This window comes from Mesorhizobium sp. M0862 (genome assembly GCF_040319795.1).
GTDB lineage: Bacteria > Pseudomonadota > Alphaproteobacteria > Rhizobiales > Rhizobiaceae > Mesorhizobium.
The window spans coordinates 96,558-110,730 of record NZ_JAMYOJ010000015.1 but is presented as its reverse complement, the minus strand read 5'-3'; the positions used below and the strand labels follow the sequence as shown (position 1 = coordinate 110,730).

Annotated in this window: 12 protein-coding genes; 2 read left to right on the top strand and 10 right to left on the bottom strand. The window is 63.4% G+C overall.

All coding sequences use genetic code 11. The annotated features are described in order from the left end of the window. The first annotated feature begins 155 nt into the window (after positions 1 to 155). Positions 156 to 1,247, top strand: a complete 1,092-nt coding sequence (locus NKI15_RS22030) for an acyltransferase family protein (protein ID WP_352514587.1) — start codon at positions 156 to 158, stop codon at positions 1,245 to 1,247. A 10-nt stretch (positions 1,248 to 1,257) separates the two neighbouring features. Here the strand turns inward: NKI15_RS22030 and NKI15_RS22025 are convergent, their stop codons facing one another. The 5 genes from NKI15_RS22025 to NKI15_RS22005 all read right to left on the bottom strand — a co-directional run bounded on the left by NKI15_RS22025 (position 1,258) and on the right by NKI15_RS22005 (position 8,611). Continuing rightward, complete coding sequence (locus NKI15_RS22025) at positions 1,258 to 2,541, bottom strand: O-antigen ligase family protein (RefSeq protein ID WP_023689977.1); 1,284 nt, start codon at positions 2,539 to 2,541, stop codon at positions 1,258 to 1,260. 288 nt (positions 2,542 to 2,829) lie between these two features. Continuing rightward, the gene (locus NKI15_RS22020; RefSeq protein WP_352514588.1) at positions 2,830 to 3,657 is read right to left on the bottom strand and encodes an SDR family NAD(P)-dependent oxidoreductase; all 828 of its coding nucleotides are present in this window, start codon (positions 3,655 to 3,657) and stop codon (positions 2,830 to 2,832) included. Between the two features lie 95 nt (positions 3,658 to 3,752). After that, positions 3,753 to 4,238 (bottom strand): acetone carboxylase subunit gamma, encoded by a 486-nt coding sequence (locus NKI15_RS22015; RefSeq protein ID WP_023725869.1) that lies wholly within the window; start codon positions 4,236 to 4,238, stop codon positions 3,753 to 3,755. Then, positions 4,235 to 6,439, bottom strand: a complete 2,205-nt coding sequence (locus NKI15_RS22010) for a hydantoinase B/oxoprolinase family protein (RefSeq protein ID WP_352514589.1) — start codon at positions 6,437 to 6,439, stop codon at positions 4,235 to 4,237. Before NKI15_RS22010 ends, NKI15_RS22015 begins: the two co-directional genes overlap by 4 nt. A 12-nt stretch (positions 6,440 to 6,451) precedes the next feature. Further along, entirely contained in the window at positions 6,452 to 8,611 is a 2,160-nt protein-coding gene (locus tag NKI15_RS22005) for a hydantoinase/oxoprolinase family protein (RefSeq protein ID WP_352514590.1), read from the bottom strand. A gap of 110 nt (positions 8,612 to 8,721) precedes the next feature. On the opposite strand from NKI15_RS22005, the gene NKI15_RS22000 reads away from it, so the two are divergent. Further along, entirely contained in the window at positions 8,722 to 9,501 is a 780-nt protein-coding gene (locus NKI15_RS22000) for a helix-turn-helix transcriptional regulator (RefSeq protein ID WP_023746611.1), read from the top strand. A 19-nt stretch (positions 9,502 to 9,520) separates the two neighbouring features. On the opposite strand, the gene NKI15_RS21995 is transcribed toward NKI15_RS22000, so the two are convergent. From NKI15_RS21995 to NKI15_RS21975, 5 genes are all read right to left on the bottom strand, one after another. Beyond that, the gene (locus NKI15_RS21995; protein WP_023732560.1) at positions 9,521 to 10,102 is read right to left on the bottom strand and encodes a DUF1349 domain-containing protein; all 582 of its coding nucleotides are present in this window, start codon (positions 10,100 to 10,102) and stop codon (positions 9,521 to 9,523) included. A gap of 15 nt (positions 10,103 to 10,117) precedes the next feature. Then, positions 10,118 to 11,557: an aldehyde dehydrogenase family protein gene (locus tag NKI15_RS21990; RefSeq protein ID WP_023694217.1), complete on the bottom strand. Its 1,440-nt coding sequence runs from the start codon at positions 11,555 to 11,557 to the stop codon at positions 10,118 to 10,120. Positions 11,558 to 11,721: 164 nt separating this feature from the next. Continuing rightward, a complete protein-coding gene (locus NKI15_RS21985; protein WP_023694218.1) occupies positions 11,722 to 12,207 on the bottom strand; it encodes a hypothetical protein in 486 nt (161 codons plus the stop codon). 100 nt (positions 12,208 to 12,307) lie between these two features. Beyond that, positions 12,308 to 13,189 carry an ABC transporter permease gene (locus NKI15_RS21980; protein WP_352514591.1) on the bottom strand — a complete coding sequence of 294 codons (882 nt, stop codon included), beginning with the start codon at positions 13,187 to 13,189 and terminating at the stop codon, positions 12,308 to 12,310. Then, positions 13,186 to 14,145: an ABC transporter permease gene (locus NKI15_RS21975; RefSeq protein ID WP_352514592.1), complete on the bottom strand. Its 960-nt coding sequence runs from the start codon at positions 14,143 to 14,145 to the stop codon at positions 13,186 to 13,188. Before NKI15_RS21975 ends, NKI15_RS21980 begins: the two co-directional genes overlap by 4 nt. Between the last annotated feature and the right edge of the window lie 28 nt (positions 14,146 to 14,173).

Below are 14,173 nucleotides of genomic sequence, written 5' to 3'. Positions count from 1 at the left end.
CGGACGGAAACCGTTTCCCACTTTTCCCGGAATTGCTCTAGCGCTCGGGCTCGCTCGGCGAGGCCCGCGCGATGGAGGCGGGAGGAACAAGTTCGGCTCGTTCGCGCCAGGGTGCGGGCGGGAACTTCCGTTTTCCGACCGCTTGAAGGCATTCCATGCAGCCCGCCGCACCGCGCCACGTCTACCTCAATCTCGATGCCATCCGCGGCGTCGCGGCGATCAGCGTCATGCTCTACCACTTCTCGCCGTTCCTGGCCGCCGGCAAGGTGCTGCCGTCGAGCTATCTGGCGGTCGACCTGTTCTTCCTGCTCAGCGGCTTCGTCATCGCGCATGCCTATGACCGTAAGATCGAAAACGGCATGGGCTTCGGCACGTTCCTGGCGATCCGCCTGATACGCCTCTACCCGCTCTACCTCGCCGGCACGCTGCTCGGTTTCTTCTATCTCATCGTCAAGAACCGGCTGATTCCGGCGGAATACATGCCGATCTCCGAGATCGGCACCATGCTGACGACCGGCATGTTCTTCATCCCGCTGGTCAGCGATGCCTATCACACGATCTTTCCGCTCAACCCCGCGTCGTGGTCGCTGTTCTTCGAGCTGATCGTCAACATAGCCTATGTCGCCGTCTTCTTCCTGCTGACGAAACGCGTGCTGAGCACGCTCATCGCCGTCAGCCTGGTGCTGCTGGTGGTCGCCTCTATCATTGCCGGCACGCTCGACTTCGGCATGACCGGCTCGACCATCATCAGCGGCCTGCCGCGCGTCTGTTTCTCGTTCTTCCTGGGCGTGCTGCTTTGCCGGTCCATGACACGCTATCAAAGCGCCCTCGGCTTCCTGCGGCGCGGCTGGTGGGTCGAGGGTGCGATCGCGCTGACGCTCATCGTCTTTGCCATCGCGCCGGCCGGCGGCGCGCGCGTCGCCTACGATCTCGCCTGCGTCGTCCTGGTCTTCCCGGCGCTGGTGGTGGTCGGCACTATTGCGACGACGGCGCCGCGCCTGTCAGGCCTCTATGGCTGGCTGGGGCGGATTTCCTACCCGATCTACATCATCCACACGCCGCTGCTGATGATCATCGCCGGGGCGGGCAAGGCCGCAGCGATCGACCCGTTCGCGCATCATCCCTGGTTCGGCATCGTCATGGCGGTTTCGGTCATCGTCATCGCCGACATCGCCACGCGCGTCTATGACGAGCCGTTGCGCCGCTTCCTGCAGCGGCTGATGCTGCGCAAGCGCGCCGTGGCCTGAGATAAGCAAGTCAGACGCGCGCCGGCATGCGGCCGTTGGCGGTGTTCTCGTCCGGCACCGGAACATAGGCCCGCCTTGCCCTGGCGAGCGGCACCGGGCGCAGCTTGAACAGGCCGTAATAGACGATGAACGAGGCCATGAAATAGGGGCCGAGGATCTCGACCTCGAAGAAGGAGCGGATCAGCATCATGCCGACCGCGCCGGCGAGCACCACTGAATCGGCGCTCCAGTCACCGAACACCACCTTCGAAACATGGCCCCAGAAGGAGCGCAGGATGATCAGCGCCAGCATCGTCACGCCGATGAAGCCGAGCTCGACCAGCGTCTCGATATAGGTGTTGTGGAAATGGAAGCCGGTGCGGGTGGAGATGTAGAACTCGGCCCAGAGCCGTTCCGGATCGGCAAAACCCTGGATCCAGTAGGCGGCATAGCCATAACCGAGCACCGGACGCTGCTGCGCGGCGGCCCAGCCCTGTTCCCAGAGATAGGTGCGGCCGGTCAGCGTCGAATCCTTGCCGAAGATGCCGAGCACGACATCGAGCAGGCCAAGGTTCAGCGCAGCCATCACACCGCCGACCAGCGCCGTAGCGCCGACGACGAACAGCACGCGGCGGTAGCGGCGTGACAGAACCTTGCTCATGGCAAGCAAAGCAACGACACCGATCACCGCCGGAAGCGAAGCGACTGACGTCGCCGAGTGGGCGATCGCCAGCATATAGACCGACAGCAGGATGATCGGCGCGGTCCAGACGAAGCTCATCCAGTTGCGCCGGTAGAAGGCCAGAAAAGCGAAGCAGAAGAAGATGCCGAGCGAGGCGAAGAAGCCGATCTGGTTCTTGGAGCCGAAGGCGCCGACGAAATTGGTGGTGCCGTCGATAGTGTCGAGCGCATAGGCGCCAACCTTCAGCGAATACAGCAGCACGATGAAGATGCCGATCAGCGAGCCCAGCACCAGCGTGCGCGTGCTGATGGTGCGCGCCGCGATGTAGGCGCACAGCATGTGGGAGAAATATTGCAGCCCCGCCCGCGCGCTGGTGCCGGCCGCTTGCGACCAGAACAGCGACAGGCAGACATAGGCCGCAAACAGCAGCGGCAGCCAGGCGCTGGAGAGATCGCGGGCGAAACGCCGATAATCGACGAACAGCAGCGGCAGCCATACCAGATAGTAGGCGAGGATCAGGATCTGGCCGAAATTGGTGGAGTAGGCGAAGGCAAACACCGACACCGCAACGGCGAAGGCGGCATAGGCCTTGTTGTTGTCCGGATCGATCAGAATGGATTTCGGGATCTTCATATCCGTACCGGATTTCTCATGCTACCGCCTTTCGGCTGGGCTGAAGCGCCCATGGTCGGCTTTTCTGCGTCAGGTCCGCCCTTGCATGCGCGATCGCCGGAACCTGCCCTTGCCGGACCCGATCAGCGGGCATCCATTGTGCAGTGCACAATATAACCTCTATCGCCTGTCACTCAATGGTAAATTTGCCGCGAGGGGTAAAGTTGCCGCGGGCAGGGCCAAAACGACCATGCAACCGACAAATGGCGTTAATACGGCTCGCTCGTTCGAAAATTCAAACGGTGACCGCTACCACAGCGCTCCGCCGGTGACCTGAATGTTTTCCATGGTGATGCCCTTGGCCAGATCCGAGCACAGGAACACGGCTAGTGCCGCAATCTCCTGCGGCTGCAGCAGGCGCTGCTGGGGATTGCCCTTGGCGATCTCGGCCACCGCTTCCTCGGCGGTTCTGCCCTTGCCCTCACGCTCGACGACCTGCGCCACGTTGCGGCGCATCAGTTCGGTCTCGACCCAGGTGGGGCTGATCATGACGCAGGTGACACCGTGCGCGGCGCCTTCCAGCGCCACGCAGCGGGTAAGGCCGAGCAGCCCGGCCTTCGAGGCGCAGTAGGCCGGGTTGTCCTTCCAGCCGACGGAAGCCGCTGTCGAGCCGATGTTGACGATACGGCCCCAGTCGCGCGCGATCATGCCGGGCAGCACAGCTCGGGTGACGCGGAACGCTCCGCTGAGATTGGTGTCGACGATCTTGTCCCACAGTGCGTCGGAATGGCCGCAGACCGGCTGTTCGGCGGTGGTGCCCGCGGCATTGACCAGTATGTCGGCCGGGCCGATGGCGGCTTGTGCGTCAGCCGCAAACCGGTCGGTCACATCGCTGTCGCGGACATCGAGATGGGCGGCATAAACCCTGGTGCCGTGTGCCGACAGGGCCAACCGCACGCGCTCGATTTCGTCGGCGCCGGGATAATAGGCGGCGTCGGATCTGTCGGCGCCGGCGGGCGCGATGTAGGAGCCGACGGCGACATTGGCGCCGGCTTGCGCCAGGGCCGTAGCAATGGCGAAACCCATGCCGGAAAACCCGCCGGTGACGATGGCGCTGCGGCCGGAAAGGTCTGTCATGGTGGGCAGTCTCCGATACCGACGTTTGATGCGATAGTCTTAGACCCAGCCCGGTGACGAGCGCTACCTTGCCTGCAGGGCTTGTCACGACGTCGCTAAAGCGGTTTGCCCAGCCACTCGCGATAGAAGCCTTCGAGATCGGGTTCGAAATCATGCACGATCGGATAGCCGGGTGCTGCCGCCTCGACCTCGTGCATGGTGCCGCATTGCGGGCAGATGAATTCGCGGATTTCCATCCATTGCGGATCGGGGATATCGCTGTTGGGATAGATCTCGCGCAGCGCTTCCTCGGTGTTTCGCACGTTGATCGCAGCCTTGAGCTTCCAGTTCTTGCGGTAGTCGCCGAAAGAGTGGCCGCATTCGCAGCGGGTGATCCGTTCATCGCCGCTTTGGCAGATGAAGAGGTGATCCGAGACCGGCAGCAGGATCGGGTCCTTCCAGGTGACACGGTCCTGATAGACGGCGAGCATCTTGAAGAAGCGGTCGTCGTCCTTGTAGGCGCTCATGATGCGCTTTGTCTGAGGCCAGGGCAGCTTGCCGGCTGAGAGATCGCCGAGGACTTCCTTGCTGTATGAGGTCATGGCTTTGCTCCCGGCATGAAGATCGATCTGGCGTCGATGGTCCAGAAATCACTGAAATCCCTGGTGAAGCGCGACGATAGCTTGATCGCGCTGGCATACATTTTCTTCACCTCGGGCGCGAAGTCGGCCTTCTCGACACGGCCGCGTTCGGCAGCGATCCAGTCCGAAACCGGGATCGCCTTGGCCAGACGCTCTCTGCGCATGGCGGCACGACGTTCGACGGTGGCGTCGATATCGGCAACCGGATAACCCTCGGAGTCGTCCTTCAGCACGATGCCGAAAATCTGGATCGCCGCCTGGCGGGTGAGAAAACCGTTCTCGACATCCCAGGCGGTCTTGACCGGATCGCGCTCCAGCACGTCGCCGTAACCGCCGCCACCATTGTAGGAATGGCTGAAGATGTCCCCCGACTTGTGCGGCGAGGTGATGTAGGGGCCTTCGACCACGGCATGGTCGCCGCCGATGTTCTTCTCGTAGTCGGAGACATGCGGATCGATACCTGGGGCATGCGCGAGCGGTTCGCCTTTTGCCGCCAGTTCATGGATGTTGGAATTGCGTACCGCGCGATGCTTCTGGCAGGTCGGCGCGGGATAGCCGCCACACATGCCGCCATTGTCGAATACCCGCGAGGAGTGTTCCGAGGTGTGCAGTCGCAGGTGCGAGGTCTTGTTGATCAGCCAGGTCGAGACGAAGGAACAGCCGCCGCGATATTTGCCGGCGCCGCCCGAATTGGGGACGATCGAGCGGCCGATATAGACCATCGGCATCGATTGTTCCCAGACCTCGATGTTGCCCATGTCGGATTCCGGATTCCAGCCGACATAGGCGGTGTCGAGGCCATCGGCGATGGCCAGCGCGCCGGAGCCGGCGGCGGCGCATTCGAAATGCGCCATGCCGAACGGCGTACCGTACTGGCTTTCGCCGCCCATCTCGATCATCGGGCTGTTGACCTGGCCGACGAAGGCTTCCTCGACGAAGCCGCGCGCGACGAAGCCGCGCGACAAAAGGCGTTGGAACACGCCATAGGCCGGCAGCAGCAGCGCCCAGGATGTGGCGGTCGCCACCATCTCATTGTCGGGGTTGGTCCAGGTGCCGTGCGGCAGCTTCAGCTCGGTCGCCATCCAGGCGCCGTCATTGACCAGGCCTTCGAAGTTCATGTGCTGGGTCAAGGTGACGAACATGCCTCCATCCATGCCGGCCGGCGTGCAGTTCATCGAATGGTAGCCCCAGGGCTGCGTGCCCTCGAAGTCCATGGTGATCTTGCCGTCGGTGGTGATCTCCATCTCGATCGGGATGTTGTAGAGCCAGTCGGGATCGCCAAGCAGCTGGAAGCCGGGCTTGCCCGCCGTGACATGGCCGTAGAAGGTGTGGCCGCGATAGATGCCGGGCACGGTGAGCTGGCAGGTGCGGGCGAGCTGGGCGCGACGGCCCTCCTCGATGAACTCCTTCGACACCTTCATCCAGTAGTCGAGGCCGATCTCGGAGATCAGCTGCTTGACGCTTTCGCGCATGTCAACGCAGGAGGCGACCTTGGCCTTCTCGTCGAGCACCCAGTAGATCGGCATGCGCAGATTGCGCTCGCAGCGGATGACGTAGTCGCGGCGGATCTCGTCATTCTCGCCGATCTTTTCGGCGCAGACGAACAGGCCTTCGGTGAAGCGCTCCTGCGCCAGGCAGACGTCGCCGCCGGGCGTGATGCCGCCGGCTTCGAGCTCGTGGCAGACCGCACCGGCCCAGCCGACCAGCGTGCCTTCATGGAAGATCGGCACCACGTCCATGACGTCGGGCACCTGCACCGTGCCGATGAAGGCATCGTTGTTGGCAAAGATGTCGCCTTCGCGGATCTTCGGGTTTTCCTCGTAATTGTTCTTGATCATCCATTTGATGAAGCGGCTCATCGTGTGGACGTGGACCATGATGCCGTTGGACAGCGCGATCGCATCGCCCTCGGGCGTATAGATCGCCACTACCATTTCGCCGACTTCGCGCACGCCGGGCGAGGCCGAGATGCGGCGGGCCATTTCGCGGGCCGAGACGCAATAGGCGCGCAGCTTGGTGTGCAGCGTCTCGAATTTCAGCGGGTCCTGGTTGCGTAGCGTGAGCTCGGTGATGCCGTCATAGCAGCCGGTCTCTTCCATCAGCCGTTCTGAATCGAGCAGCCGTTCGCGAAGGCGCAGGGCCGAGGCAGGTTTGTCCAACATGGCGGTGCCCTTTCAAGAATGGGTGTAATGCAGCAGCGTCCACTCATCGACATGGACACGGTCCTGCGGATGAACGACGAGCGTGGTGGCGGGATGTTCGATGATGGCCGGACCGATCACCTCATGGCCGGGCTGCAGGAGGTCCATCTCGTAGAGATTGGCCTTGTGCCAGCGTCCCCCGATATAGGCCTCGCGCACGCCCTTGTGCGCTGCTGCCGGGGCCGACTTGCCGAGCGGGCGCTTCAAGAGCACCGGCTTGACCTTGTCGGCGGTGGCGATCAATCCGAGCTCGGTGATGGTGAAGCCGGCTTCGCCATAGCGCGAAACGCGATGGTTGACCTTGGCGTAGACCGCCTCGAATTCGTCGATGACCCTACGCATGTCGTCAGCCGAATTGACCTCGGCAAGCGGTGCCATGACCTCGACATCCTCGAGCTGGCCGGTGTAGCGCATCATCAGGAACGGCACGGTCTTGATCTTGTCTCTGATATGGCCGTCGCTGATCATCTCGTTGACCGCCGCCTTGGTGAGATCATTCCAGACGTCGGTGACCTTCTTGCCGAAAGCGAGCAGCTCGTCATCGCTTGCGCGGGCGCCGACGTCGTGCTGCGTCGAGACCGAATGCCGACGCATGAAATCGGCGGTGGTGCAGCCGAAGGCCGAGAAGGCGGCGGCAAACTGGAAGGTGATGATGTCCTTGAAGCCGATGCCCCTGGAGCAGCCGGCCAGATGCAGCGGACCCGAGCCGCCATAGGACAGCAGCGTGAATTCCGAGGGATGGATGCCCTGGCCGGAGATGACCCGGCGCAGCGCGTTGTTGGCATCGGCTTCCAGCAGGTCGATCATGCCTTCGGCAGCCTCCTCGACACCGACGCCAAGGATGCTGGAGCATTTTTCCTCAAACGCTTTGCGCGCCTTCTCGACCTGCAAGACGACCTTGCCGCCGAGGAAATAATACGGGTTGAGGCGGCCTAGTATGGCGTCGCAATCGGCGATGGTGGGTTCAGTGCCGCCCTTGGCGAAGCAGATGGGGCCGGGGTCGGAACCGGCGCTTTCCGGCCCGAGCGAGACTTTCTTGGTCAGCGGGTCGACCTTGAGGATCATGCCGGCGCCGGCGCCGATCGTGTCGAGATGCAGCGTCGGCACGTTGAGCTTGAAACGGTCCATCAGCGGCTCGTTCTCGATCCGCGTCTGGCCGCGCGAAATGACGCCCATGTCGAAGGAGGTGCCGCCCATGTCCGAGCAGATCAGGGAGTCGTTGCCGATGAGCTTGCCGACATAGGCCGCGCCGAGAATACCGCCGATCGGGCCGGAAATCATGGTTTCGTGCAGGCGCGGATGGTTGATTGAGGTCAGGCCGCCAAAGGACAGCAGCGTCTGCACGCCGTATTTGAAGCCGTATTTTTTCGAAACGTCCTCGATACCCCTAAGCTGCTTGCGGCCGCGCGACGTCGCGTAGGCTTCGATCAGCACCGAGTTCAGCCGCGACTGTTCGCGGATGACCGGGCGGACCTCGTGGCTGGTGTAGATGAGGATGTCGGCGCAGGCTTTCAGCACCTCCTCGCGGCATATCTCGGCGATGCGCTTTTCGTGCACCGGATTGACGTGCGAGAAGATGGTCATGATGCAGATCGCCTCGACCTTGTCGGCAATCAGCTTCCTGGCCGCAATCGCGACTTCATGCTCGTAGAGCGGCAGCACGATGTCGCCGAACTGGTCGATGCGCTCGGTGACGCCATGGGTGCGACGGCGCGGCACCAGCGGATCGGGATGATGGTGGGTCACCGCATGCAGCCGGTCGGCATAGGAATAGTCGGCCCAGGCCTGCAGGCCGCGACCCATCAGGATCATGTCTTCCAGACCCTTGGTGGTGATCAGGCCAAGCCGGCGCCCGGTGCGCGACAACAGTGTGTTGAGCATGCCGGTGCCGGAATAGAGCACGACGTTGACGCCGGAGAACAGCTGCTCCAGCGAGATGCCCCAGGCGTCGGCCGCGTCTTCGGCCGATGCGAGGAAGCCTTCGGCCTCGTTCTTCGGCGTGGTTGCCGACTTGCCGATCTTGAAGTGGCCGTCCTGGTCGACAAGGATCGTGTCGGTCATGGTGCCGCCGGCGTCGATGCCGATGACGATTGGATTGCCGACGATGGGGCTGGTGAGGTTGGGTTGGGTCACGGTCGCCTCAGGATTGCTGTAGGATGGCTCAAGCTAGATTCCTTGGGCGGCCTTGCGCCATATGCCAAAAGACACAATGTCCGCCGGACCGGGATCGCCGAGAAAAGGGCATGCGCATGGGCAATATCTGGGGGCCGCTCGCCAGGGCGATTGCCGCCACCGGTACGGACAGGCATGTCGACTGCCTGATTGACCTGATCGGCGCCGACATCGAGCACGATCTCGTCACCGTGACCCGATATTCGGCGACGCAGACGCCGGAATTCATCAAGCACCGGCGCTTCTCCGACGAGATGGTCCGGCGCTATCTCGACAATTACTACGTCTTCGACCCGTTCTATGCCTCGTGGCGGCGTGAGCAGAGGCTGGGCATCCTGCCGCTGAAGCGGCTTGCCGATGACGAGGCCAAGCGCGGCCAGTACATAGCGGGCTTCCTGGCGCAGTCGGAAATCTGCGACGAGGTCGGCATCATGCTGGCCGATGGCGGCGACTGGTGCCTCGGCATCTTCCTCGACCGCTCGACCTCCACCTTCAAGGACAGCGAGATCGCCCTGCTGGACGAGCGGCTGCCGGTGTTCGAGGCCTTGCATGCGCTCGACATCAAGGCGCGCGGCACCGAGTTCTCCCGCACATCGGCGCCGACCGGCCCCGGCGCCTCGCCCCGGCAGGAGCCGACCATCCCGGCGAGCCTGTGGCCGGAGCTGTCGCTGCGCGAGCGGGAATTGGTGCAGTTGATCCTGGCGGGACATCCGACCGCCAACATCGCGGAACGGCTCGGCATCGCCGTCGGCACGGTGAAGAACCACCGCCGCCGCATCTACGAGAAGCTCGACATAACCACCGAACGGGAGCTGTTTTTGCAGTTCTTCCAGCATCGGGCAGACGGTTAGTCCGCCATCGATATGGCCGTCAGTCGTGCAATTGCCTGGAAATCGGCGGGCCGACAGTAAAGCCGGAGAATGTTACCTCAAACCCTTCGCGCTGCGGCGAGCAGCACATCATGCCGACATCGACGGATTTGGAGATCGGGAAATAAGCCAGCCGCACCGGCTTCCACTTGCCATCGGTGGTATCAAGATATTGGATGCGGATCGCCTCGGCATGGCGGGTCAGCCGGATGCGCACGCCGTCGGGGCCGGTGGGAATGCTGAGCAGCGACCAGTCCGAGGTGTCGTTGGTGACCACCACCGAAAAGTAAGCCAGCCCGTCGGTGTATTCGATGCCGGCCTTGATCCAGTGCGTTTCACTCAGCCGCAGCATCAGCCCGGCCTGGTCGTAGAGCACCTTGTAGTCGCCCTTGACGGTGACTTCGGCGCTGAAGTCACCCTCAACCGGGCGATAGAGGAAATGGCCATTGTCACGCCAGAAGCCGTAAAAGGTTTCGCGCCAGAAGTCGGTTTCCCCGCCGGTGCGCACATGCACGATGCCATTACCGAAAGCATGGTGCGGCGGCGGGTTGAGCCAGGTCAGTTCCTCTTTCGCCGCTGTCATCGGTTCACCCGTCGATTAGCCGGCAAAGGTGTAGGCTGTCTTCACCGTAGTGTAGAACTCCGCGGCATAGCGGCCCTGCTCGCGCGGGCCGTAGCTCGATCCCTTGCGGCCACCGAACGGGACGTGGAAATCGACGCCGGCGGTCGGCAGATTGACCATCACCATGCCGGCCTCGGAATTGCGCCGGAAATGCGTGGCATGCTTGAGGCTAGAGGTGCAGATGCCGGAGGTCAGGCCGAAGGGGGTGTCATTGGCAACCGCAAGCGCCTCGTCATAGTCCTTGACGCGAATGACGTTGGCGACCGGCCCGAAGATTTCTTCCCGCGAAATGCGCATGGCGTTGGTGCTCTCGGTGAACAGCGCCGGCCTGAGATAGAAGCCGGGTGTTTCGCGGTCCAGCCGCTCGCCGCCGAAGGCGAGGTTGGCGCCTTCCTGGCTGCCGATGGCGATATAGTCCTCGTCCTGCTTCAGCTGGCTCGCATCGACGACGGGCCCGATCTGGGTCTTGGCATCGAGCGCATCGCCGATGACGAGCTTTTCCAGGCGCTCCTTGAGCGCGGCAACGAAGCGGTCGTGAATGCCTTCGGTCACCACCAGGCGCGACGATGCCGTGCAGCGCTGGCCGGTCGAGAAATAGGCGCCGTTGATGGCGCACTCGACAGCCGTGGCGAGGTCGGCGTCGTCGAGCACAACCATCGGGTTCTTGCCGCCCATTTCGAGCTGGAACTTGCGCATGTGCTCGACGCTTGCCGCGGCGACGCGTTTGCCGGTGCCGACCGAGCCGGTGAAGGTGATGGCGTTGAGGTCGGGGCTGTCGAGCATGGCCTGGCCGACCACCGAGCCCTTGCCCATGACCAGGTTGAGCACGCCTTTCGGCAGGCCGGCGCGGTGCAGGATGTCGACAATGGTCCAGGCGCTTTCGGGGACGAGTTCGGCCGGCTTGAAGACGATGGTGTTGCCATGCGTGAGTGCCGGCGCGATTTTCCAGGTGGGAATGGCGATGGGGAAATTCCACGGCGTGATGATGCCGACGACGCCGACGGCTTCGCGGGTGATCTCGACGCCGACGCCCGGGCGAACGCTGGGCACCAATTCACCCGACAGGCGCAGCGTCTCGCCGGCGAAGAAGTCGAAGATCTGGGCGGCGCGGATGGTCTCGCCAATGCCCTCGGCCAGCGTCTTGCCCTCTTCGCGCGACAGCGCGCGGCCGATCTCGTCCTTGCGCGCCATGATCTCGTCCGACGCCTTTTTCAGCACGGCGTGGCGCACCAGCGGCGCCGAACGCGACCAGGCCGGGAAGGCGGCTTTGGCCGCCGCTATGGCCTGCTTTGCCTGTTCGGCGCCGGCCGAGGCATATTCGCCAACGACATCGCCCGTGTTCGAGGGATTGATGTTGCGCGAGCCGGCCTCGCCCACCCACTCGCCATCGATCAGATTTTTACGAAACAGGCTCATGTCGCGGTTTCCTTGTATTGGTTCGCTGGGGGTGCCGTACGCCTGAATATTTATCAGACAAATGACGACACTGTGAGGGCTGAAATCTAGCTGCGGACTGGATAGCCGATGGCGCGCGGCTATGAAAGCCGCGACCTCAAGATGGACAATATGAAGCGGCCCTGTCAGGTCGGAAAAGTCCAGAACAGGCAAGCCAGCGTCGCCGCGGCGAAGATGACGAAGAACAAGCTCCTGAGCAGGATGTTGCGGCGCAGCTCGTTCATGGTGAAATGGCTGCCAACGATGGCCGCGGCGAACAGGAAACGCCAGTTCAGGAGCGCCCACAGCACGCTGCTCTGGCCGAAAGCCCAGCGGGCGACGAGACAGCCGACAATGGTGGCGAACAGGGCAATCACCGCCCAGAACAGCGCATCCGCAGCATGGGTCAAGACGATGCCGGCGGCGCGGATCGGCAGGATCATCATCAGCATGGCGCCGAAAAAATAGACGGCGGCGAGCGGCAGGAACGACCCGGCATCGGCGATGCCGTCCAGCCGCCTCACCCCGATCGCGCCATAGGGATAGCCGTGCCTGGCGACCGCCAGGCTGAGCGCCATGAGCAATGCGGTGAGCACCGCGACCAATGCGAATGTAATGAGGGCCTTGCTCATGCCGTTCCTTGCTTTGAGGCCCTGTCAGAGCCGAATCACGAGGAACGATTTTAGCGCACGGTCCGCGATTGCGCGTCAGCTTTGCTGAGCGTTCCGCTCTTCACCGGTCGCTGTTTTCGAAGGCCCCCATGCCTTGCGCGATCAGATTGGTTGCCATGACAAGCGAAACGATGGCTGCGGAGTTGAAGATCACCACCCACCATTTGCCGCCGGTCAGGAAGCCGTAGCCGTCGGCGACCGCCAGTCCCCAATCGGCTGAGGGAGGCTGGATGCCGAGGCCGAGGAAGCTCAGCGTGGCGATCGAAAAGAAGGCGTAGCCAAGCCTTGTGACCAGCTCGATGAGGATGGTTTCCCTGACATTGGGCAATATCTCCAGGAACATGACGGCGAGGGAACTCTCGCCGCCGAGCCGGGCGGCGCTGACATAGTCGCGCTCGCGCTGCTCGCGCACGGCGGCGCGCACTGTCCTTGCCACCAGCGGCGCATAGGCAATGCCGATCACAAGGATGACGGTGAGGTTCGATGGCCCAAGCGCGACCAGCGCCATGGTGACGAGGACGATGAAGGGAAAGGCCATCAGCGTGTCGAGCAGCCTGGCGCCGATGGCGTCGACCAGCCCGTCGAAATAGCCGAGCACGAGGCCAAGCACGCTGCCGGCGGCTACGCCGAGCAGGGTTGCTGCCGGCGCGACCAGCAGGATGTCACGCGAGCCGACGACGATGCGCGACAGCACGTCACGACCGAGCTGGTCGGTGCCGAACCAGTGCGCCGCGTCGGGCGGCGCCAGCATGACGAGGAAATCCTCGGCATAGGGATCGTAGGGCACAAACAGGCTGCCGAACACGGCACAGCCGACCCAGAACAGCAGGATCAGCGAGCCGATGATGACCGAGGGCGGCAGCTGCGAAACAGTCTCGCGGATGCGACTTGCTGCCCGCCAGCGCAGCGTACGGCGCTCCGGCAATTCCATCAGTTCCATCATGGCGAGACACGGCGGCGCTGCCGCGGATCGAGCAAGGCATTCACGAGATCGCCTGCCGCGGCCGACAGCACGAAGATGGTCGCCATGACCAGCACGCCGGCTTCGAGCATCGGGAAATCGCGCGCCTTGGCGGCGTTGAGGACAAGGTTGCCGAGGCCCTGTATGCCGAACAGGGCTTCGATGACCACCAGACCACCCAGCATGTAACCGGTCTGGGTCGCGAGCACGGCGATGGTCGGCGTCAGCGCATTACGCAGCACGTGCCGGATGAGTATCTCGCGACGCTCGAGGCCCTTCAGGACGGCGGTGCGCGTATAGTCGGCGGCCAGCGCCTCGATCACGCCGGCCCGCGTCATGCGGGCGATGTAGCCGGCAAGGTTCAGCACCAGCGGCAGCGCCGGCAGGATCAGGTAATAGCCACTGACCCAGAGCCCGGCGCCATCGGGAGCAGCGCCGGTGATCGGGAACCAGTTCAGCCACAGGCCGAAGACGATGAGCATCAGCAGGCCGGAGACGAAGTCCGGGACGATGCCGAAGGACACGCCGGCGAGTACGATCAGGCGGTCGATAAAGCGGCCCTGGTTGAGACCGGCGACGATGCCGGCGCCGATGCCCAGCGGCAGCAGAAAGACGAGGATAATTCCGGCAAGGGCCGCCGAGCGCTTGAAGCTTTCCAGAACGAAGGGCGCCACCGGCAAACGCAGCGACAGGGAGGTGCCGAAGTCGCCTGACAGCACGCTGCTGAACCAGTGCCAGTATTGCACGAGCACCGGCTGGTCGGCGCCGAGCTGCCTGTTCAGCGCCGCGATGGCATCGGCATCGGCGAACGGCCCGAGCATGAGGCGACCGACATCGCCGGGCAGAACCTGCCCGGCGAAGAACACCAGCATGCTGACCAGCCACAGCGTGAGCAGAAGCGAGGCTGCCCGCACCGACACAGTGCGGCCGGTCAGCATCGGATTGTGGTGCCCGGAGTGGCTGGAC